This is a genomic window from Candidatus Solirubrobacter pratensis (assembly GCF_000425945.1).
Classification (GTDB): domain Bacteria; phylum Actinomycetota; class Thermoleophilia; order Solirubrobacterales; family Solirubrobacteraceae; genus Solirubrobacter; species Solirubrobacter pratensis.
The window spans coordinates 560580-581502 of sequence record NZ_AUEK01000006.1 but is presented as its reverse complement, the minus strand read 5'-3'; the positions used below and the strand labels follow the sequence as shown (position 1 = coordinate 581502).

Here is a 20923-nt window from a genome sequence, read left to right as displayed (position 1 = left end):
CGGCGGCTAGGGCTCGGTCCGCGCGCGCATGCGCTGCGAGCCGGACCGCATCCGCAGCCAGGCGCGCCGCCACGCCCGCTCGCGCGCCGGCGGCGGCGGGACGGTCGCGCGGACCTGGGCGACCCAGTCGTCGAGCGGGAGCTCGCCGGCGATCAGCCGGTGCAGCGCGGTCGTCACGGGTGCGTCGACGTGCGCGCGCTCGAGCGCGAGGTGCAGGAGCGGGACGACGTCCAGCGCCTCGACGGCCTGCCCGATCCGCTCGGGGATCTCGCTCGCGGGGACGCCCTGGGCCAGGAGCTCGCCGGCGCGGCGGTTGCGGCTCTGCGGCGCGAGCGCGGTGCCGACGAGGTCGCCGGTCCCGGCGAGACCGATCATCGACTCCGGCTTGGCCCCGTGGCGCTCCGCGTAGCGCCAGACCTCGAGGAAGATGTGCCCGGCCGCGGCGCCGGCGGCGTTGAGGCCCTGCGACTCGGTCGCGCCGGCGGCGAGCGCGGCGGCGTTCTTGGCGATGCCCGACAGCTCGACGCCGACGGGGTCGTTGGACTGCTCGCACACGACGCCGGCGCGCAGGAACACGTTCGCGATCGTGGCCGCGAGCCGCATGTCGGTCGAGGCGGCGACGAGCCCCGCGCCCTCGGTGACCATCTCGCGCGCGTGCGCCGGGCCGCCGATGCAGGCGACGCGGTCGATCCCGAACGCGTTGTTGAGCATCGTCGTCGGCGCGATCCCGTCCGGCGGGACGAGGCCCTTGGCCATCGAGATCACCGGCGTGCGCGCCGGGAGCCCGGTCGCCGTGAGGTTCGCGATCACGTCCTGCAGCCCGCGCGACGGGACCCCGAGGAAGACGTAGTCGGCCTTCGAGAGCCCGGTCGCCATCGGCTCCACGCGAAGCTCGCGCGGCAGCGCGACCTCCGGCAGGTAGGCCTTGTTCTCGCGGTCGGCCTCGAGCCGCTGGGCCTGCTCGGGCGTGCGCGTCTGCAGCGTCGTGCGGAAGCCGCCGCGCGCCAGCAGGACCGCGACGGCGGTGCCGAACGAGCCCGCGCCGAGCACGATCGCGCGCTTGGACCCCGGCGTGGGGAGTGACAGCTGGGGCCGTGGCGGCACAGGGCGAAGTACCCGCGAGCGGCGCCCGCGTTACCTGCGGCCGGCGCGCCGCGGCGGCGCGTACCCTGACTGCGGCATGCGCAGGAGGTTGCTGGCGATCGGAGCCCTGGTGGCCGCCGCCGCGGCGGTGGTCGCGTTTGCGCGGCCGCAGTCGCCGCGGCCGGGCGCGGGGGTCGCGCGCGCGAATCCGTCGGCGTCGCCGGCGCGGCCGGCCAGGAAGCGGCGATGGCATCTGCCGGCGGCGCCGGCCGACGTGCGGGGCGCCGCGGCGCGGCGGATGAAGGTGCCGATCCTCATGTACCACGTGGTCTCCGCGCCTCCCCCCGGGGCGGCGAACGCCGAGCTGTGGGTGGACAAGGACGTGTTCGCGGCCGAGATGCAGGGCCTGCGGCGCGCCGGCTACCACGCGGTCACGCTGCGCCAGGCGTTCGACGCCTGGCAGGACGGCGGCCCGCTCCCGCGCCGACCGGTGGTGGTGTCGTTCGACGACGGCTACCTGTCGGACTACACGCACGCACGGCCGGTGCTGCGCAGGCTCCAGTGGCCGGGCGTGCTCAACCTCGAGGTCAACAACCTCGGCAAGGACGGCATCACCGAGCACCAGGTGCGATCGCTGATCGCCAACGGGTGGGAGATCGACTCCCACACGCTCACGCATCCGGACCTGACGACGGTCGGCGACGCGCAGCTGCGCGAGGAGCTGGTGGGGTCGCGGCGCGAGATCCGCAAGCGGTTCGGGTCGCACACCGCCGAGTTCTTCTGCTACCCGGCCGGCAAGTACGACGCCCGCGTCGTCGCCGCCGTGCGGGCCGCCGGCTACCGCGGCGCGACGACCGTCGACGAGGGGCCCGCCGCGCGCGGCGACTCCTTCACGCTCAAGCGCGTGCGCGTCAACGGCAGCGACACCCCGGGGACGCTGCTCAGCCGGCTCTCGGGCGTTTGAGACGGCGCGCGGGACGACCGCACCGCCGGCCGGACCGCATGACCGTCGTCATGCGGTCCGGGGCAGGCTGGACACGTCTCAGCTCGCGGCGAACGTGACGGTCAGCGACACGGTGATGCTCGCCGGCACCCGGCACACGCGATGCGGCTTGCCGCGCACGACGCGGGTCCGGCCGTCGCTGCCGCGCTTGCGGTGCACCGTGCGGACGGTGCCGCAGTACTTGCCCGGGCCGAACGTCCCCTGCAGCGGGTACGGGATCCCGAACGGGCCGTAGTACGGCAGCGTCGGGGCGTCGGAGATCGACGTGATCGCGCCGAGCACGAGGCCTCCGGTCTGGGCCAGCTGCGCCGCCCGCTCACGCGCCTCGGCGACCGCCTTCGGGCGCGCGCTCGCGTCGGCGGCCTCGACCGCCGCGGCGATGGACGTGCTGCTCTTGCGGTTCTGCGGCTTCACCTTGACCGTCGCCGCCCCGATCGTGGTCACCGACTTCGCGGGCGCCTGCGCGTGTGCCGCGGGCGCCAGCACACCGGCGGCCACCGCCGCCGCGAGACCCATCTGCCACCGCATCCGACACGTCCTTTCGTCGCTTACCACTTCATACTTGCGGTACGGGCGGGATTTGTGACCAAGCCCTCGACGGGCCCTCAGGCGGCGCCGGTCGCCAGTGCGGCGCCGAGCTCCTCGCCGGCCGCCTCGAGCTGCTCGAGCGTCGTCGTCTCGCGCACGACCTGCAGGTCGATGATCCGCTTGCCGAACGGATCGAGCTCGTCGCGGCCGACGAACGCGTGCAGCGGCACGCCGGCCTGGCGCGCGCGGGTGCCGATCTCGCCGACGAGCTTGCCCTCTAGCGTCTGCTGGTCCAGCTTGCCCTCGCCCGTGACCACCGCGCGGCTGGCGCGCATGCGCGCGTCGAAGTCGAGCGCGTCGAGCACGAACTGGGCGCCGGGCTCGAGCACCGCCCCGTGCGCCGCCCACAGGCCGCCGGAGAGCCCGCCGGCGCACCCGGTCATCGGGACGCCGCACGGGTCGCGCGGGAGCTTCGCGGCCAGCTCGTCCAGGCGCCGCTCCAGCCGCCTCACCAGCGCGGGGTCGGCGCCCTTCTGTGGGCCGAAGACGCGCGGCGCGGCCTCCCAGGGCGTGCGCACGTCGCACAGCACGACGATGCGCGCGCCGCCGAGGCCGCCCGCCTGATCGATCGCCTCCAGCGCGCCGGCGCCGCCGTCGGTGGTCGCCGAGCCGCCGACCGCGACGAGGATGACCGCCGCGCCCGCCCGCGCGGCGGCCGCGATCAGCTCCCCGGTGCCGTAGGTCGAGGCCGCCCACGCGTCGCGCTCGTCCTCGGCCACCAGGCCGAGCCCGCTCGCGGCGGCCATCTCGACGATCGCCGTGCCGCCGTCCTCGACAAGCCCGAACTGGGCGCGCACGGGGCGCCCGAGCGGGTCGTGGACGTCCAGCCCGGCCAGCTCGCCGCCGAGCTGCGGCAGCAGCGCGTCGAGCGTGCCCTCGCCGCCGTCGGCGACGGGGCACAGGTCCGGGGGCATCAGCCCGGCGCGCTCCAGCCCGCGGCCGATCGCGCCGGCGACCTCGGACGCCCGGAAGGTTCCCTTGAACGAGTCGGGGGCGACCAGGACGGGGCGCTCGCGTACGGGCACGCCCGCATCCTGTCAGGCTTGCGCGCGATGGCGACGCCCTACGAGGTGTTCGAGCTCGGCGGCGTGGAGGTCAAGCTCTCCAACCCCGACAAGGTCTACTTCCCCGCGTGCGGCGTGACGAAGGGAGAGCTCGCGCACTACTACGTCGACTGCGCCGATGCGGTGCTCAACCACGTGCGCGAGCGGCCGACGATGCTCAAGCGCTACGCGGGCGGGATCGATGAGAAGCCCTTCTACCAGAAGCGCGTGCCGGCCAAGCGGCCCGAGTGGCTGCAGACGGCGGTGCTCCGGTTCCCCTCCGGGCGCACGGCCGAGGAGCTCGTCCCGGTCGACGCGGCGCACCTGGTGTGGGCGGTCTCGCTCGGCAACATCGACTTCAATCCGCACCCGGTGCGGCGCGCCGACCTCGACCATCCCGACGAGCTGCGCGTCGACATCGACCCGATGCCGCGCGCGACGTGGGACAAGGTCCGCCGCACGGCGCTGCTGGCCCGCGACGTGCTGGAGGAGCACGGCCTGCGTGGCTTCCCGAGCACGTCCGGGTCGCGCGGGATGCACATCCCGGTCCGCATCCACCCGCGCTGGGACTTCGGGACCGTGCGGCGCGCCGCCCTGGCGCTGGCGCGCGAGGTCGAGCGCCGCGGCGGGGGGATCGCGACCGCGAAGTGGTTCAAGCAGGACCGGCCGCAGGACGCCGTCTTCGTCGACTACAACCAGAACGCCAAGGACCACACGGTCGCCTCGGCCTACTCTGTGCGCCCGGTCGCCGACGCGCGCGTGGCCTGCGGGCTCGACTGGGACGAGGTCGCCGACTGCGAGCCCGGCGACTTCACCGTGCGCACGGTGCCGGCGCGGCTGAAGCGGCGCGGCGACCCGAACGCGGACATCGACGCGCACCCCGGCTCGCTCGACTCCCTGCTCGCGATCGCCGGAGAGGACGAGGACTGACACGCGATCGGCCGAACGGCCATCTGGTGGACGTGCCGACCGAATCCTTCCAGCTCGCCGGCGTGCAGGCCGCCGTCGGCACGCTCGCCCCGAAGTGGAGCGTCGCAGTGCTTGCCCGGCTCGCCTCCGGGACCGCTCGCTTCAACGAGCTCACGCGCGAGATCGGCGTGTCTCGCCGCATGCTGTCCGCGACCCTGCGCTCGCTGGAGGCGGAGGGGATCGTCGAGCGGCGCGTCTATCCCGACGTGCCCGTGCGCGTGGAGTACGACCTCTCGCAGGCCGGCGAGGAGCTCTTCGCCGCGCTCGCCCCGCTCGCGGGCTGGGCGGTCCAGCACAACCGGATCGTCTAGCGGCCGGGCGCTGTGCCTAATTGAGCAGCTGGTCCATCCCGCAGTCCGCCGGCGCCTTGTCGTCGCGCCAGCGCGCGATCTTGGCCCCATGGCGGATGCGGTCGTTGCTCGTGTGGTCGAACGTGACCTCGACGACGAGCTCGGGCCGCAGCTCGATCCACTCGAGCTCGCGGTCGCTCGCCCAGCGGCTCGGGTCGCCCATGCCGCGGTTGCCGGTCTCATACGGCTTCAGCCGCGCCGGCAGCTCGCGCTTCTCCTTCGCGTTGAAGCCGGAGGTGTGGCCGACCGTGCGCAGCGTCCCGTCGGGCTCGTGCAGGCCGAGGATGAGCGAGCCGACCGTGCCCTCCTCCTTGCCCGGGCGCCAGCCCATGACGACGGCGTCGATCGTCCGCACGCGCTTGATCTTCGTCATGCCGACGCGCTCGCCGGGCCGGTACGGCGCGCCTGCATCCTTGGCGATCACGCCCTCGGCGCTGCGCAGCCACTCCGAGGCGGCGTCGGGGTCGGCCGTCGCCGGCGTGAGGTCCAGCCGCGGATCGATCAGCGGCTCCAGCCGCGCGCGGCGCTCGCGCTGCGGCAGCTCCAGCAGCGACTCCTCGTCCAGCGCCAGCAGGTCGAACGCGACGAAGCGCGTGGGCGTCTGCTCGGCGAGCATGCGGATGCGCGACTCGGCCGGGTGGATCCGCTGGCCGAGCGCGTCGAAGTCCTGGCGGCCCTCCGCGTCGAACAGCACGATCTCGCCGTCCATCACGTAGCGGCCCGGCGGGAACTCGAGCTCCGGGAAGTAGCGCCGCATCGGCTTGCCGCTGCGCGACTGCAGGTAGACGTCATCGCCGTCGACGAACGCGATCGTCCGGAACCCGTCCCATTTGGGCTCGTAGACCCACGCGTCGCCGGCCGGCAGCTTCTTCGCCGGCCGGGCGAGCTGGGGGAGGAGGGGAGGCTGGAGGGGCAGCGCCATCGCCGCCCATCAAAGCACTAGGAGAGCGGAGCGCGCTCGCTGAAGCCGGGCCGGTCCTCGGCGCCGAACTTCATGGCGAGGGCGTCGACCACTCCAAGGCCGGCGAACCCGGCGAGGATCAGGGAGAGAATGGTCATGCCCACATTGTCGGACATTGTGCGCCATTGTCTTAGGCTTGATTGACTCTACAGTCGATAGGTAGAGCCTTGACCTTGCAGCAGCTCACGTACTTCCTCGCCGCCGCCGACCACGGCTCCTTCTCCGCGGCCGCCGAGACCCTGCTGATGGCGCAGCCGAGCCTTTCGGAGCAGATCCGCCGGCTCGAGGCCGAGCTGGGCGTGCCGCTGTTCATGCGCGTCGGCCGCGGCCTCGAGCTGACCGAGGCGGGACGGCTGCTGCGCCCGCACGCCGAGCGCACGCTGGCCGAGGCGCAGGAGGCGGTCGAGTCCGTGCGCGAGGTCCGCGATCTTTCCGGCGGGACGGTCGCCTTCGGGACCTTCGGGAGCGCGCACCACTACCTGCTCGGCGGCTTGGTCCAGGACTTCCGCACGCGCCATCCGCAGGTCCGCGTGCGCGCGATCGGGCAGAACTCCGCGGAGGTCGCCGACGCCGTGCGCGACGGCCACCTGGAGGCCGGCCTGGTCGTGCTCCCGGTCGACGACCGCGGGCTGGACGTGCGCCCCTCGATCCGCGACGAGCTCCTCTACGTCTCGGCCGACCGCGCACGGCTGACGGAGCCGATCACGATCGAGCGCCTCGCCGCGGCGCCGCTGATCCTGTACGACGCCCGCTGGGCGGCGGTCGACCCGACGCGCCGGCAGCTGCGCGAGCGGGCTCAGCGCGCCGGCGTCCTGGTCGAGCCCCAGATCGAGGTCGAATACGTGACCGCCGCGCTCGATCTCGCGGTCCGCGGCCTCGGCGACACGGTCTCGACGCGCTCGATCCTGGACATGCGCGGCTACGCGCGCCGCCTCGGGACTGTCGCGTTCGAGCCGCCGCTGATGGAGACCTTCGCCTTCATCACGCGCCGCAACGCGCGCCTGTCGCCCGCAACGCGCGAGTTCATGGAGCTGGCGGACCGGCGCGTCCGCGGGCTCGCCGTCTGAGCCGGTTACGATCCTGGCATGTCGTCGCACGCCACCGTCGCCGAAGAGGAGTATCTGCAGACCATCTTCTGGCTGCACGAAGCGGGGCTGCCGATGACGGGCGCGAACGTCGCGCGCGCGATGCAGCTCTCCGCGCCGACGGTGCACGAGATGGTCGGCCGGCTGGAGCGCGACGGCTACATCACGCGCGCCGCCGACAAGTCGATCTCTTTCACCGAAGAGGGGCTGTCGCAGGCCGAGGCGGTCGTCCGCCGCCACCGGCTGATCGAGCGCTTCCTCACCGACGTGCTCGGGATCGCGTGGGACGACGTCCACGAGGAGGCCGAGCGGCTCGAGCACGCGATGTCGCCGGTGCTCGAAGCGCGCATGCTGGCCGCGATCGGCGACGCCAAGACGTGCCCGCACGGGCATCCGATCGAGCCCGGCACCCGGATCGAGGGCGTCCCGCTCGGCGACGTCGAGGAGGGCGCCAAGATCACGGTGCTGCGGTTCGAGAACGAGGCCGAGGACCTGCTGCACCTGTTCAAGCACGAGGGGCTGGAGCCCGGTCGCGAGGGCACGGTCGCGACCGCCGACGGCGAGTTCGTGACGGTCGACTTCGGCGCCGACTCGACCGCGACGCTGACCCGCTCGGTGGCCGAGACCGTCTCCGTGCTGGCCGACCCCTCGCCTCCGCCGCGGACCGCCTTGCCGGAGCAGCTGGTGCTCGGCAAGGAGCGCTACGGCCGCTAGATGGGTGCTGCGGCCCCGGCCGGCGCCCCGATCGAGTCGCCGACGATCGGCGAGGCATGGCTGCAGGTCGCCGCGCGGATCCTCCGCGAGGGCGAGCCGGAGCACTACGACGGCCTGCCGATCCTCGAGCTCGCGCACGTCACGCTGGTGGTCGCCGAGCCGTCCGCCGACGACCCGCTGATCGCCCGCTACGGCGACCCGGAGCGGCTGCGCTGGATGCGGGCCAACTTCGCCGCCCACGACCGGGTGGAGGCGCTCGGCGGCGCCCGCAGCTACGCGAGCCGGCTGTTCGACTACGCGGGGTCCGGCCGCGATCAGCTCGCCTGGGTGATCGACCGCCTGCGCGCGGACCCGGCCTCGCGCTCGGCGGCGATCACGACGTTCGAGCCGCTGACGGACACGACCTACATCCCGTGCGTCAGCCTGCTGGACTTCTGGGTCGCGGACGGCGCCGTCGAGCTCGTCGTCTACGCCCACAGCATCGACTTCGGGGCCAAGGGCTACGGCAACCTGACCGAGCTCGCGCTCCTGCAGCACCGGGTGGCGGACGCGCTCGAGCGTCCGGTCGGCGCGCTGCGGTTCAACGTCAAGTCCGCCCACATCTACGACACCGAGCGCGCGGAGATGACCGGCATCGTCGCCGGCCAAGCCTGATCGACCTCCACCGACGCACCATGGTGCCGGTGCTCTCGCCGGCACCACGGGCGTCTGGAGTCGCTAGCCGACCTTCTCGATGCGGTTGAGCACCGGCGGCGCGACCGGCGCGTGCGCGGTCAGATAGCGCGCGAACGCATCGAGATCGACATCGCCGCCGAGCGGCTGCGTGCACGAGCGCAAGACCGTGTAGTTGTCGCCGCCGTCGGCCATGAAGTTGTTCACGACGACGCGGTAGGACGCGGCCTTGTCGATCGGCGTCGCCCCGCGGTCGAACGACACGGAGCCGTCGACGACGTGCGGGCCGCCGGCCGTCGTCCACTGGTAGTGGACGTTCGCGGACGGCAGCATGATCCGGCTCGACCCGGCGGCGGGGTTGTTGAACTGCTGGTTCAGGACGTCGTAGATCTGCTGGCCGGTGCAGGTCTTCACGACGAGCGTATTGCCGAACGGCTGCACGGTGAACGCCTCGGCGTAGGTCACCTGCCCGGGCTGCTCACCACCGCTGATCTGGTTGTAGAGCAGGCCGGCCCGCACGCCGCCGGAGTTCATGAACGCCGCGACCGCGCCGCCGAAGTCACTGGGAGCGGTGGCCTCCAGCATCGCGTCGGCGATCACGTCGCCCATGGGCTGCTCCCCGGCCGCGTTCTGGCCGTTGGGGGCGTCGCGCGCCGAGCGGATGTCGCCGCCGATGCTGCCGATGACCCGGTTGGCGAGCGGTGCCGAGAGCGTCGTGTACTTGTCGAGGATCGCCTTGGCGGCGGGGTCCTGCGCGATGTCCTGGGTCACGATCCTGTTGGTGGCGCTTGCCGCGGTCACCTCCTTGGACCGGTGATCGATCTTGAGGTCGATGTCCGTGATGACGCGACCGAACGACGCCGCGCTCGTGACGAGCTTTCCGGCCATGCGGCAGATGTAGGGCTGATGTGTGTGGGCGCTGACGATCACGCTGACGCGCGGGTCGAGCCCGTTGGCGATCGACTGGATCTCCGGACCGTTGAAGTTCACGCAGCGGTTCACGTCGGTGTACTCGTCGCCGGCCGGCGTTGCCGACGGCGATGCGGGCGGCGCCGGCGGCACCTGCGTACCGCCCTGATGCAGCAGCACGACGAACGCCTTGACCCCCCGCTCGTGGCGCAGCTGACGCACGAGCGCGTTGACCGTGGCGATCTCCGGCCGGAACTCGAGTCCCGCCACCCCGCTCGGCGTCACGACCGTAGGCGTGCCCTCGAAGGTGAGGCCGATGAACGCGATCTTCGCGTTGCCGACCTTGCGCACCTCGTACGGCGGCAGGATCGTGCGGTTCGTGCCCGCATAGAAGACATTGGCCGCGAGGTACTGGAAGAGCGAGCCGCCGAACGGCGTGCCGTCCTGACAGCCGTCGACCGGATGACAGCCGTCGCCGCCGTGCTGATCGCCGTACTGCATCCGCCGCAGCTCGGCGACGCCCTCGTCGAACTCGTGGTTGCCGACGCCGGTCACGTCGAGGCCGATCGAGTTCATCGCCTCGATCGTCGGCTCGTCATGGAAGAGCGCGGACACGAGCGGGCTGGCGCCGATCAGGTCTCCAGCGCCCACGGTGATCGTGTCGGGATTCGTCGCCCGCAGCGCCTTGATGTGCGCGGCAAGGTACGCGATGCCGCCCGTCGGCACCGTCATCTGGGTCCAACCGGTCTGCACTCCGTTGGTGATCACGGGCCGGCAGCAGCCGGTCTGGATCGTGCCGGGCGTGTTCGCGGCGAGGTGACCATGCAGGTCGTTGATCGCCAGGAGCTGGACGTGCGCGTCGCGGTCCTTCTGCCTGGGCGCGTGCCTGTCCTGGTCCCTGTGATCCGCCGCGGCCGTGCCCGGCAGCGCCACCACTGCAATCAGCGCGAGCACGCTCGCGAGACGCCTCTTCATCGGTCCCCTTTCGGTGTCGGCCCACGCCGGACACGAGAACCCGGCGCCGCGATAGCCGAGAACCTAGTTCATGAGCATGTCGTGATGGAAGCGTGTGACCCGGTCGAGCGTCGAGGGGCTCATGGCCGATGCGTCTCCGTGGCGAGCAGCTGCGCGAGCGTGCGGCCGCTCAGGACCGACTCGGGCCGCTCGACGACGATGTCCGAGCCGGGGCGCGCCTCGTCGTCGCGGCGCTTGATCAGCAGCCATTGCGGCTTGGCGCCCGCTCCGGTGCGCTGGAGCGCGAAGCCGCCGCGCAGCTTCTCGCCGTGTAGGACGAAGACGGCGTGGCCGCGCTCGATCGCCCCGGGCCAGGCGACGCGGCCTCCCTGCTCATAGGTGCCGCGGTCCCACACGATCACGCCGCCGTCGCCGAGCGTGCCCTCGAAGTCGTTGTGGTCGACCTCGTGGTCGCCGACCTCCACGGCCAGGCGCTTGGCGGCGGGATCCAGCGACGGCCCCTTGGGCACGGCCCAGGAGCGCATGAGCCCGCCGACCTCCAAGCGCAGGTCGTAGTGGTGGGCGGTCGCCTGGTGCTCCTGGACGACGAACGCCCCCGCGCTCACGCCGCGGATCGCGAACTGCTCGTGCCCTTCCACGCGCGCGCGCTCGATCGCAACCGTGTCCCCGAGGAACGCCATCAGCTCGTGCACCGCGTCGGGCGCGCCCTCGGCATGGATCTCCCCGGTGGGCCGTACCCAACCCATGACACCCAGCTCGCGGGCCTTGGCGGCCAAGTCCTCGGCGCCGATGCCCCCGCCGGCCGTCGCCCGCAGCGCCCTGTGTGGTGACGCCATCGCCCGAGCGTAGCCGCAGATCGCGGCCGCGCCGTGCGGTGGTCGCATCTCGCGCAACGCCGCGGCGCGCGGCGCGCAGACTTCATATCCGTGCTGAGCGTGCTGGCTCATGGACCGCGCAACGTGCCGGCGATCGCGTTGACGTTCGACGACGGGCCGGGAGCGGTGACGACCGCGATCCTCGACGTCTTGCGCGAGCATGGCGCGGGCGCGACGTTCAACGTCCTAGGTGAGCGGATCGCCGGTCGCGAAGAGCACGTGAGGCGCGCGGTGCAGGAGGGTCAGGAGATCGGGGTGCACGGATGGGCCCACGACGATCACCGCAACCACCCGCTGGCCGGCGCGCGCGGCGCCGCCCGCACGGCGGCCGTCATCCGTTCGGTGTGCGGCGTCGAGCCGCGCTTGTTCCGCCCGCCGTTCGGACTCACGAATCGGCGGCTGCAGCTGGCCGCGGCCCGGCACCGGCTCAGGACGCTGTTGTGGGACGTCGACCCTCGCGACTACGAAGACCCGGGCGCTCAGGCCATCTATGACCGGATCATCGCCGCGATCCGCCCGGGCTCGATCGTCCTGCTGCACGACGACCGGCCCGAGCTGATGCCAACCGCCGAGGCGGTGGATCGGGTGCTGCATGAGCTTCGGGGCCGTGGCTGGCACGCCGTGACCGCGTCACAGCTTGTTGCCGGCCACGCCGGCGCCGTACGTCACCTGCCCGCCGGCTGAAACAGCTCGATCGGGTTGCCGGCGGGGTCCTCGAGCAGGATCTGCCGGCCGCCCGGACCGCTGACGATGTCGTTGCGGAACGTCAGGCCGGCGGCACGCAGCCGCTCGACCTCGGCCGCGATGTCTTCGACGATGAAGTGGATGCGGTTCCAGCCTCCCGGCTGCGGGGTGCGGCCGTCGGGCATCGGCCGCCCGGCCGAGCTCGCCGGCCCGCTGAGCAGCAGCCGCAGGTTCCCACGCACGACGTCGGCGAACGCGGGTGCGGCGCTGGTGCGCAGCGTGAAGCCGAAGTGGGTGGTGTAGAAGCCGACGGCGTTCTCGACGTCGTCGACCATGTAGCGGACGTTCACGAGCTCGTCAGGCACGCTCGGTCACCTCCCGGGTGGTGGTGGTCGTTTCGATTGCCTCGATGAGAAAGTCGATGCGGGTTGAAAGCGCGGTGGTGGTGCGCTCGAACGCAGGAAGGGTCTCCTCGTCGCTTCCGGGCTCGCGCGCCGGGTCGGGGATGCTCCAATGGATCAGCTCGGGTCCGCCGGGAAACTCGGGACAGACCTCGCGCACGCGATCGCAGAGGCTGATCACGTAGTCGAAGCGCCGGTGCCTGAATTCGCTCAGGTGCTTGGAACGACGCCCGGCGAGGTCGATGCCGCGCTCGCGCATCACCCGCACCGCGTTGGGATGCAGGGGCTTGGGATGGCTGCCCGCACTCGCGGCGCTCACCGCGCCGCGGGAGAGCTGCTCGCAGAGCGCCTCGGCGATCTGCGAGCGCGCGCTGTTGCCCGTGCATAGAAAGAGCACCCGCGCGAGCGCGGAGCGGCGCTCGGCCCGCGCGCGCGGAGTCGGCGCCAGGCCGGGGTGCAGCGACACGCCGGCGCTCGCCAGCAGCTCGCCGCAGCGGGGCAGATCGAGGACGTAGTAGCTGTCGCGGCCGTCCGCGGCACTGCGATGCATCGAGACAAGGCCACCGTCGCGCAGCTGGCGCAGGTGATACGAGACCAGGCTCTGGTGGCGGCCTGCCAGCGCGCAGAGCTCGCCCACGCGCCGGTCGCTGCGCGCCAGCTCGCTCAGCAGCCGCCACCGCAACGGGTGGCCCGCCAACCGCAGAAACCGCGGCGGTGAACTCTCGCCATCTGCCGCCGTGGCGATCACCCGGCGAACAATACATCAACCTGGTTTGATGCGTCTAGCCGGCAGCCACCGCGCAGCGGCGCTGATCGTCGCCATCACGGATTCCACTTGGCCGCCCCGCCACGCACTGCGAGGGTCATGGGCATGCCGACCACCACGACCGACGACGCGTTCACCGCCGAGGTCCTCGAGTCACAGACGCCCGTCCTCGTCGACTTCACGGCGGCCTGGTGCCCGCCGTGCCGCGTCATGAAGCCGATCCTCGCCGAGCTCGAGGCCGAGCGCGACGACCTGCGCGTCGTGACGATCGACGTGGACGCCAACCAGGCGACCGCTGCGCGCTACGGCGTGCTCTCGATGCCGACGTTCATGCTCTTCCGCGACGGCGCACCGGTGCTGACGCTTGTCGGCTCGCGCCCGCGCAAGCGGCTCGAGCGGGAGCTCGCCGGCGTGCTCTGACATTTACCCCCTAGGGGTATCTGATACGCTTGGAGGAGTACCCTCCCCTGGTATCGAGAAGGAGCCGCCCCCGATGACGATCCGTTCCTACGCCGTCTCCGGCATGAGCTGCGACCACTGCAAGGTCGCCGTGACCGAGGAGGTCGCCAAGGTCGCGGGCGTGAGCGAGGTCGACGCCGAGATCGGGTTCGTGCGCGTCCGCGGCACCGGCGTCGACGACGCGGCGGTGGTCGCGGCGATCGACGAGGCCGGCTACGACGCGGTGCCGGCGTGATCCCGGCGCTGAGGCCCGGCCGGCGGTGAACGCGCTCGAGCTCCCGATCACGGGCATGACGTGCGCGTCGTGCGCGAACCGGATCGAGCGCAGGCTGAACAAGCTCGACGGCGTCAGCGCGACCGTCAACTACGCGACCGAGAAGGCGCGCGTCGAGTACGAGGACTCGGTCGAGCCGGGGCGGCTCGTCGAGGCGGTCGAGGCGGCCGGCTACCACGCGACGCTGCCCGCGCTGCCGGACGCGCCTGCCGCGCCCGGCGACGAGACGTCGGCGCTGCGGCAGCGGCTCATGCTCTCCGCGCTGCTCTCGTTGCCCGTGCTCGTGCTGGCGATGATCCCCTCGCTGCAGTTCGACAACTGGCAGTGGCTCTCGCTCGCGCTCGTGTCGCCCGTCGTCGTCTGGGGTGGCTGGCCGTTCCACCGCGCGGCGTGGGCGAACCTGCGCCACGGGGCCGCGACGATGGACACGCTGATCAGCGTCGGGACGCTCGCCGCGTGGCTGTGGTCGCTGTATGCGCTGTTCCTCGGCGACGCCGGGATGAGCGGGATGCGCATGACCTTCGACCTGATCCCGCGCTCCGGCGAGGGCGCGAACCAGATCTACCTCGAGACGGCGGGCGTCGTGACGACGTTCCTGCTCGCCGGGCGCTACTTCGAGGCGCGCGCCAAGCGGCGCGCGGGCGCGGCGCTGACCGCGCTGCTGGAGCTCGGCGCCAAGGACGTCGAGCTGCTCGACGGCCGGCGCGTGCCGGTCGCCGGGCTCGCCGTCGGCGATCGCTTCATCGTGCGCCCCGGCGAGAAGGTCGCGACCGACGGCGTGGTCGAGTCCGGCGCCGGCGCGGTCGACATGAGCATGCTCACGGGCGAGTCGGTGCCGGTCGAGGTGCAGCCGGGGGCGAGCGTCGCGGGCGCGACCGTCAACGTCGGCGGCCGGCTGGTCGTGCGCGCGAGCGCGGTCGGCGCGGACACGGCGCTGGCGCGGATCGCGCGGCTGGTCGAGGCCGCGCAGAACGGCAAGGCGCCGGTGCAGCGGCTCGCCGACCGCATCTCGGGCGTGTTCGTCCCGGTCGTGATCGTCCTCGCGCTCGGCACGCTCGGCTTCTGGCTCGGGACGGGCGAGACGGCGACGTTCGCGTTCACCGCGGCCGTCTCCGTGCTCATCATCGCCTGTCCCTGCGCGCTGGGCCTCGCGACGCCGACGGCCCTGATGGTGGGCACCGGCCGCGGCGCTCAGCTCGGCCTGCTGATCAATGGGCCTGAGGTCCTGGAGTCCACGCGCGCGGTCGACACCGTCGTGCTCGACAAGACCGGCACGGTGACGACCGGCCGGATGAGCCTCGTGGACGTCGTCGGGCCCGAGGAGACGCTGCGGCTCGTCGGCCCGCTCGAGCGGTTCTCCGAGCACCCGGTCGGCCGTGCGATCGCAGGCGGGGACGCCGAGGTGACGGACTTCGTCAACCACGCCGGCCTCGGCGTGGAAGGCGTCGTCGGCGGGACGCACGTGGTCGCCGGGCGCGCGGCGCTCGCCGGCGATCCGCCGGCCGCGCTCGCCCAGGCCGTGCGCGACGCTGAAGCGCAGGGGCGGACGGCGGTGCTCGCCGCGTGGGACGGCGCGGTGCGCGCGGTCCTCGTCGTCGCCGATACGGTCAAGCCGACCTCGCGCGAGGCGGTCGCCTCGCTGCGCGCGCTCGGCCTGCGCCCGGTGCTGCTGACCGGCGACAACGCGGCCACCGCCCGCGCCGTCGCCGCCGAGGTCGGCATCGACGAGGTGATCGCCGAGGTGCTTCCGGCCGGGAAGGCCGAGGTGATCGCGGGCCTGCAGGCCGAGGGCCGGGTGGTCGCGATGGTCGGCGACGGCGTCAACGACGCCCCCGCGCTCGCCCAGGCCGACCTCGGCCTGGCGATCGGCACCGGGACCGACGTCGCGATCGAGGCCTCCGACCTGACGCTGGTCTCCGGCGACCTGCGCTCCGCCGCCGACGCGATCCGCCTCTCGCGCGCGACGCTGCGGACGATCAGGCAGAACCTCGGCTGGGCGTTCGGCTACAACGTCGCCGCGATCCCGCTGGCCGCGCTCGGGCTGCTCAACCCGGTCATCGCGGGGCTCGCGATGGCGCTCTCGAGCCTGTCGGTCGTCGGCAACGCGCTCCGCCTCCGCCGCTTCGGCCGATCCTAAAGGCCTCTAAGGGCTTTCAGGCGCTCGTAGAGCAGGCGTCCGGCCGGGGATGGGCCGGCCGCCGGCGTGAGCAGGGAGAGGCGGTGGCGCGGCGGGCGGTCGAGGTCGGCGGCGGCGACGACGGGGCCCGGGCGCTCGAGCCAGGACGCCGGGACGAGGCTGATGCCGAGCCCTGCGCGGACGAGGTGGCGGACGGTGCCGGGGTCGCCGACCTCGACGAGCGGAAGCGGGCTGAAGCCGGCCGCCTGCGTCGCCGCCATCACGGTCTCGCGCAGCGCGGTGCCCGGCTCGGCGAGGATGAACGGGCGTCCGCGGAGGTCCTCCAGGGTGACGGTCGCGCCGGCGAGCTCGTCGTCGGCGGGGACCGCGACGCGCAGCGGCTCGTCCGTCAGCGGCGTCGTCTCGACGCCCGACGGCGGCTCGCCCGCGAGCGCGAGCACGGCGACGTCGACCGAGCCGCGCTGGACGAGCGCGACGACCTCCGCGGCGGAGCCCTGCCGCAGGGCGATCTGGATCCGCGGGTGGCCGGCGTGGAAGTCCGCCAGCGCGTCCGGGAGCCGCGGCGCGTCGGCCGCGGTCGCCGCCACTCGCGCGACGCCGCGCGAGACACCTGCGTGCCGGTCCATCTGCGCACGCGCCCGCGCCACCTCGGCGAGCACCGCCTGCGCGTGGGCGAGCAGATCTTCGCCGGCCGCCGTCAGCTCCACGCCGCGCGACGTCCGGCGCAGCAGCGCCAGCCCGAGCTCCGCCTCCAGCCGGCGCACCTGCTGCGAGAGCGCCGGCTGGGTGACGTACAGCTCCTCCGCCGCGCGCGTGAAGTGGCGGTGCCGCGCGACGGCGGCGAAGTACTCGAGTTGCCGCAGCTCCATCAGTGCGCGACGGAGCCCGCGACCGCGATCGTGGTGCTCACGCGCAGGTCGGCGACCGAGCGGCCCGCGGACAGCTCGTAGTCGCCCGGCTCGACGACCCAGCCGCCGTCCCAGCGCGCCAGCGCGCGTTCGGGCACCGCGATCTCGACGTCGACCTGCTCGCCCGGCTCCGCCTCGACGCCCGCGAAGCCGACGAGCCTGAGCTCCGGCCGGGCGGCGTAGACCTGCACCACGTCGCGCCCGCGGCGCGTGCCGCTGTTCACGACGCGCACGCGCACGCCGCCGTCGAACGGCTCGATCCCCAGGTAGTCCCAGGACGTGTAGCCGTGGCCGTGGCCGAACGGGTACAGGACCTCGCCGGGGCGCCGGTAGCCGATCGCCGTGCCCTCGGCGTACTCGAGCACGCCGTCCACCGGGCGCGAGGACGGCAGGCCCGCCTCAGACGCCGGCCACGTCGTCGGCAGCCGCCCGCCGGGCTCGACGGCCCCGAGCAGTACGTCGGCGAGCGCGTTGCCGGCCTCCTGGCCGGGGAACCACGACAGCAGGATCGCGGGCACTCGGTCGGCCCAGGGCAGCAGCACGGGCGCGCCGGCATTGACGATCGCGACGGTCCGCGCGCACGCCTCGTTGACGCGGCGCACGAGCTCGTCCTGGAGGCCTGGCAGCGCGAGCGTGGAGCGATCGAAGCCCTCGCTCTCGACCTCCTCGGTCGTGCCGACGACGAGGATCGCCACGTCGGCCTCGCGCGCCACCGCCACCGCCTCCTCGAGCATCGCCTCGGGCGTCCCGTGCGGCCGGTCGACGTTGAGCTTGAAGAGCGCCGCGGGCGAGTCGAACGAGGACCCCGCGCCGTCGGCGACGTCGTAGCGCAGGACGATGCCGACCTCCTCGCCGGCCGCCAGCGTCACCGGCGCGCCCTTCTGCGGCGGGAACATGTGCGCCTCGGCGGGATCGGCGTCCGGCCCGAGCGCCAGCAGCTCGTCGAACGCGATCTTCCCGTCCAGCGACAACCGGAGGCGCCCGGTCCCCGACGCGCCGATCACGTACTCGCCGGCGGTGTCCGCTCGCAACGTCGCGTGCGCCTCGACCGCCGTCGTCCCGGCCGGGAGCGCGTTCCAGTGGTAGTCCCCGGCGCGCCGCGGCTCGGGCTCCAGGTCGGCGCCGATGTAGTGCAGCACGACGTCCATGTCCGCCGCGACGGGCAGACGCTCGTGCGTGCGCACCCCCGGGGCGTACGTCACCTCGGCGTGCGGCAGCGCCGCGCGCAGGCCCTCGAGCGGCGAGACCGTGTAGGGCGGGAAGACCGTCGCGCTGCCGCCGCCGAGCGTGCGGGCGACCGCGGCGTTCGGGCCGATCACGGCGACCTTCTTCAGCGACGGGCCGTTGAGCGGGAGCAGCGTGCCGTGGTTGCGGACGAGCACGAAGCTGGCGGCGGCCGTCGCGCGCAGCTCGGCGGGGATGTCCCACTGTGCGGGCGCGGCCGGCGCGTCCACGCCCTCCAGGGCGCCCACGCGCGCCGCGAGCCGCAGGATCCGCAGCACCTTGTCGTCGATCGCCGCCTCGCTCACCCGGCCCGCGCGCACTGCCGCGACCAGCGCGTCGCCCCATGGGCCGCCCGGCCCCGGCATCACGAGATCGAGGGCGGCCGCGGCGGCGTCGAGCGAGCGGCCGGCGAACCAGTCCGACATCACCAGCCCGTCCCACTCCCACGCGTCCTTGAGCACTTCCCGCAACAGCGGCGACTCCGTCATCGTGTGCCCGTTGACCCTGTTGTAGGCGGCCATCACCGCCCAGGGATGCGCCGCCTCGACGATCTCCTCGAACGGCCGCATGTAGAGCTCGCGCAGCGTCCGCTCGTCCACCCGCGCGTCGAGCGTGAAGCGCTCGGTCTCGGAGTCGTTGGCGACGTAGTGCTTGACGGTCGCGCCGACGCCTGCGTCCTGGAGCCCGCGCACGTACGCGATGCCGATCCGCGCCGTCAGCAGCGGGTCCTCGCTGAAGCACTCGAAGTGGCGCCCGCCGTACGGCGTGCGGTGGAGGTTGACCGTCGGCGCCAGCAGCACGTCGACGCCCTTGCGCCGGCATTCGGCGGCGAGCAGGCCGCCCAGGCGCTCGATCCGCCCCTCGTCCCAGGTCGCGGCCAGGGCCGTCGGGGACGGCACGTTGGCCGAGGGCTCGCGCTCGTCCCAGCGCTCGCCGCGGACGCCGGCCGGCCCGTCGGACGTGACCAGGCGGCGCAGGCCGGCCGCCGGCTCGTCGTACAGCGCCCAGAAGTCGGCACCCGTGAGCAGTCGCACCTTCTGCTCCAGGTCGAGCTCGGCCAAGCGCGCGCGCAGCAGTTCCTCCATGACCGTCAGTATGAGTCTCGTGCACGCGATGCTCTTCGACGTATTCGGGACGTGCGTCGATTGGCGCGGCACCGTCACGCGGGAGCTGGAGCGGCGGGGACTGCCCGCGGAGCTCGCCGACGCCTGGCGCGGTGCCTACCAGCCGCAGCTGGAGACCGTGCGGTCGGGCGAGCGCGAGTGGACCGATCTCGACGGGCTGCACCGCGAGGCCCTGGACCGTTTGCTGACCGCGCGCGGGCTCGCCGTCGCCGATCCGGACGAGCTCACGCGCGTCTGGCACCGGCTGGATCCGTGGCCGGACACGGTCGAGGGCCTCACGCGCCTCAAGCGGCGCTGCGTGATCGCCCCGTGCTCCAACGGCCACATCGCGCTGCTCGTCGACATGGCCAGGCACGCGGGACTGCCGTGGGACGCGATCGTCGGCGCCGAGCTTGCGCACGCCTACAAGCCGCAGCCTGCGGCGTACCTTCGCAGCGTGGCGGCGCTCGGGCTGCAACCGGGAGAGGTCATGATGGTCGCGGCGCACAACGCGGACCTCGCGGCCGCCGCGGCGCTCGGGCTGCGCACCGCGTTCGTCTCCCGCCCGACCGAGGACGCCGCGCCGGGCGGCGATTGGGACGTGGTCGCCGCGGACTTCCTCGATCTGGCGTCGCAATGCGGCGCCTGATCGCCGGCTGGGGCACGGTTCTCGCCTTCGCGCTCTTCGGCGGCGACCTGCTCTCGGAGTCGACGCTCGACAAGTGGCCGCTCGAGGTGCTGCTGTTCGCCTGGATCCTCGGCGTGATCCTGTGGTGCGCGTTCGGCGTCGTCGTCGAGGCCGATCACCTCGCCGAGATGCTCGGCGAGCCGCTGGGCACGCTGATCCTCACGCTCTCGATCGTCGTGATCGAGGTGATGCTGATCAGCGCCGTGATGCTCGGCGGCGGGGGATCGCCGACGGTCGGCCGGGACACGATGTTCGCCGTGATCATGATCGTCCTCAACGGCGTCGTCGGGCTCTCGCTCGTGATCGGCGGGATCCGGCACCACACGCAGGAATACAGCCTCGAGGGCGCGTCCGCCTACCTCGTCGTGATCATCCCGCTCGCGACGATCGCGCTGATCATGCCGAGCGTGACGCGGTCGACGTCCGACGAGACGCTCTCGACGACGCAGGCGATCCTCTTCTCGCTCGCGACCGCCGCCCTGTACGCGATCTTCCTGATCATCCAGACAGGCCGGCACCGGGATCTGTTCACGCTGGAGGAGGGCGACGAGCACAGGCCGGAGGAGCGCTCGCCGCGCGCGATCGCCCGGCACACGGTCCTGCTCGTCGCGACCGTGCTCCCGATCGTGCTGCTCGCCAAGCGGCTCGACAAGGTCGTCTCGCACGGCATCCACGACATCGGCGCGCCGGTCGCGCTCAGCGGGGTCCTGATCGCGCTGATCATCTTCACGCCCGAGGGCGTGAGCGCGCTCAAGGCGGCGTATGCCAACAAGCTCCAGCGCACGGTCAACCTCTGCCTCGGCGCCTGCCTCTCGACGGTCGGCCTCACGCTCCCGGCCGTCCTCACGATCGGCCTGATCACCGGCCGCGACGTCCTGCTCGGGCTCGACCCGAGCGGGATCGTCCTGATCGCGCTGACCCTGCTGCTCAGCGTCGTCACGTTCTCGGGCCCGCGCACGACCGTACTGGCGGGCGCCGTGCACCTGCTCGTGTTCTTCGTCTACCTCGTGCTGATCTTCAGCCCGTGAACGGAGGAAGGGGTGATGCGATTC

Annotated in this window: 22 protein-coding genes; 12 read left to right on the top strand and 10 right to left on the bottom strand. The window is 73.0% G+C overall.

What is annotated here, in order from left to right:
• Positions 1-6 precede the first annotated feature (6 nt).
• Complete coding sequence (locus H958_RS35490; protein ID WP_231379184.1) at positions 7-1104, bottom strand: NAD(P)H-dependent glycerol-3-phosphate dehydrogenase; 1098 nt, start codon at positions 1102-1104, stop codon at positions 7-9.
• 76 nt (positions 1105-1180) lie between these two features.
• Here H958_RS35490 and H958_RS35485 point away from each other — a divergent pair, with 76 nt between their 5' ends.
• On the top strand, positions 1181-2047 hold the full coding sequence (locus tag H958_RS35485; RefSeq protein WP_156027739.1) for a polysaccharide deacetylase family protein: 867 nt from the start codon (positions 1181-1183) through the stop codon (positions 2045-2047).
• Positions 2048-2125: 78 nt separating this feature from the next.
• Here the strand turns inward: H958_RS35485 and H958_RS0106495 are convergent, their stop codons facing one another.
• Positions 2126-2614 (bottom strand): SIMPL domain-containing protein, encoded by a 489-nt coding sequence (locus H958_RS0106495; RefSeq protein ID WP_156027738.1) that lies wholly within the window; start codon positions 2612-2614, stop codon positions 2126-2128.
• Positions 2615-2691: 77 nt separating this feature from the next.
• Positions 2692-3699, bottom strand: coding sequence for a glycerate kinase (locus H958_RS0106490; RefSeq protein ID WP_028058065.1), 1008 nt, complete (start codon positions 3697-3699; stop codon positions 2692-2694).
• A 27-nt stretch (positions 3700-3726) separates the two neighbouring features.
• Here H958_RS0106490 and H958_RS47380 point away from each other — a divergent pair, with 27 nt between their 5' ends.
• Together H958_RS47380 and H958_RS47375 are read left to right on the top strand one after the other, a co-directional pair.
• The gene (locus H958_RS47380; RefSeq protein WP_196807243.1) at positions 3727-4647 is read left to right on the top strand and encodes a DNA polymerase domain-containing protein; all 921 of its coding nucleotides are present in this window, start codon (positions 3727-3729) and stop codon (positions 4645-4647) included.
• Positions 4648-4679: 32 nt separating this feature from the next.
• Positions 4680-4997, top strand: a complete 318-nt coding sequence (locus tag H958_RS47375; RefSeq protein ID WP_028058064.1) for a winged helix-turn-helix transcriptional regulator — start codon at positions 4680-4682, stop codon at positions 4995-4997.
• A 16-nt stretch (positions 4998-5013) separates the two neighbouring features.
• Here the strand turns inward: H958_RS47375 and H958_RS0106475 are convergent, their stop codons facing one another.
• Complete coding sequence (locus H958_RS0106475; protein ID WP_028058063.1) at positions 5014-5958, bottom strand: ATP-dependent DNA ligase; 945 nt, start codon at positions 5956-5958, stop codon at positions 5014-5016.
• 212 nt (positions 5959-6170) lie between these two features.
• On the opposite strand from H958_RS0106475, the gene H958_RS0106465 reads away from it, so the two are divergent.
• From H958_RS0106465 to H958_RS0106455, 3 genes are read left to right on the top strand one after another with little or no spacing between them, the layout of a single operon-like run.
• Positions 6171-7064, top strand: a complete 894-nt coding sequence (locus tag H958_RS0106465) for a LysR family transcriptional regulator (protein WP_231379183.1) — start codon at positions 6171-6173, stop codon at positions 7062-7064.
• 18 nt (positions 7065-7082) lie between these two features.
• The gene (locus H958_RS0106460) at positions 7083-7796 is read left to right on the top strand and encodes a metal-dependent transcriptional regulator (protein WP_028058061.1); all 714 of its coding nucleotides are present in this window, start codon (positions 7083-7085) and stop codon (positions 7794-7796) included.
• Positions 7797-8450, top strand: coding sequence for a thymidylate synthase (locus tag H958_RS0106455; RefSeq protein ID WP_028058060.1), 654 nt, complete (start codon positions 7797-7799; stop codon positions 8448-8450).
• Between the two features lie 63 nt (positions 8451-8513).
• On the opposite strand, the gene H958_RS0106450 is transcribed toward H958_RS0106455, so the two are convergent.
• Entirely contained in the window at positions 8514-10352 is a 1839-nt protein-coding gene (locus tag H958_RS0106450; RefSeq protein WP_028058059.1) for a bifunctional metallophosphatase/5'-nucleotidase, read from the bottom strand.
• Between the two features lie 119 nt (positions 10353-10471).
• Positions 10472-11188, bottom strand: coding sequence for an acylphosphatase (locus H958_RS35475; RefSeq protein ID WP_051323903.1), 717 nt, complete (start codon positions 11186-11188; stop codon positions 10472-10474).
• 99 nt (positions 11189-11287) lie between these two features.
• Here H958_RS35475 and H958_RS35470 point away from each other — a divergent pair, with 99 nt between their 5' ends.
• Positions 11288-11911 (top strand): polysaccharide deacetylase family protein, encoded by a 624-nt coding sequence (locus H958_RS35470; RefSeq protein WP_196807242.1) that lies wholly within the window; start codon positions 11288-11290, stop codon positions 11909-11911.
• Here the strand turns inward: H958_RS35470 and H958_RS0106435 are convergent.
• Together H958_RS0106435 and H958_RS35465 are read right to left on the bottom strand one after the other, a co-directional pair.
• Complete coding sequence (locus tag H958_RS0106435) at positions 11893-12276, bottom strand: VOC family protein (RefSeq protein ID WP_028058058.1); 384 nt, start codon at positions 12274-12276, stop codon at positions 11893-11895. The two genes, H958_RS35470 and H958_RS0106435, sit on opposite strands and share 19 nt — an antisense overlap.
• Positions 12269-13060, bottom strand: coding sequence for an arsenate reductase/protein-tyrosine-phosphatase family protein (locus H958_RS35465; protein WP_196807241.1), 792 nt, complete (start codon positions 13058-13060; stop codon positions 12269-12271). Before H958_RS35465 ends, H958_RS0106435 begins: the two co-directional genes overlap by 8 nt.
• Before the next feature lie 123 nt (positions 13061-13183).
• Between H958_RS35465 and H958_RS0106425 the strand changes: the two genes are divergently transcribed.
• The 3 genes from H958_RS0106425 to H958_RS0106415 all read left to right on the top strand — a co-directional run bounded on the left by H958_RS0106425 (position 13184) and on the right by H958_RS0106415 (position 15948).
• The gene (locus tag H958_RS0106425; protein ID WP_028058057.1) at positions 13184-13498 is read left to right on the top strand and encodes a thioredoxin family protein; all 315 of its coding nucleotides are present in this window, start codon (positions 13184-13186) and stop codon (positions 13496-13498) included.
• A gap of 73 nt (positions 13499-13571) precedes the next feature.
• Positions 13572-13772 carry a heavy-metal-associated domain-containing protein gene (locus H958_RS0106420; protein ID WP_028058056.1) on the top strand — a complete coding sequence of 67 codons (201 nt, stop codon included), beginning with the start codon at positions 13572-13574 and terminating at the stop codon, positions 13770-13772.
• Between the two features lie 55 nt (positions 13773-13827).
• Positions 13828-15948, top strand: a complete 2121-nt coding sequence (locus H958_RS0106415) for a heavy metal translocating P-type ATPase (protein WP_051323944.1) — start codon at positions 13828-13830, stop codon at positions 15946-15948.
• On the opposite strand, the gene H958_RS0106410 is transcribed toward H958_RS0106415, so the two are convergent.
• On the bottom strand, positions 15945-16817 hold the full coding sequence (locus tag H958_RS0106410) for a LysR family transcriptional regulator (protein ID WP_028058054.1): 873 nt from the start codon (positions 16815-16817) through the stop codon (positions 15945-15947). The two genes, H958_RS0106415 and H958_RS0106410, sit on opposite strands and share 4 nt — an antisense overlap.
• Positions 16817-19165: a beta-glucosidase family protein gene (locus tag H958_RS0106405; RefSeq protein WP_051323901.1), complete on the bottom strand. Its 2349-nt coding sequence runs from the start codon at positions 19163-19165 to the stop codon at positions 16817-16819. Before H958_RS0106405 ends, H958_RS0106410 begins: the two co-directional genes overlap by 1 nt.
• On the opposite strand from H958_RS0106405, the gene H958_RS0106400 reads away from it, so the two are divergent.
• A complete protein-coding gene (locus tag H958_RS0106400; RefSeq protein WP_037409324.1) occupies positions 19164-19832 on the top strand; it encodes a haloacid dehalogenase type II in 669 nt (222 codons plus the stop codon). The genes H958_RS0106405 and H958_RS0106400 overlap by 2 nt on opposite strands.
• Entirely contained in the window at positions 19820-20899 is a 1080-nt protein-coding gene (locus tag H958_RS0106395) for a calcium:proton antiporter (protein WP_028058052.1), read from the top strand. The genes H958_RS0106400 and H958_RS0106395 overlap by 13 nt, the downstream gene beginning before the upstream one ends.
• The last annotated feature ends 24 nt before the right edge of the window (positions 20900-20923 follow it).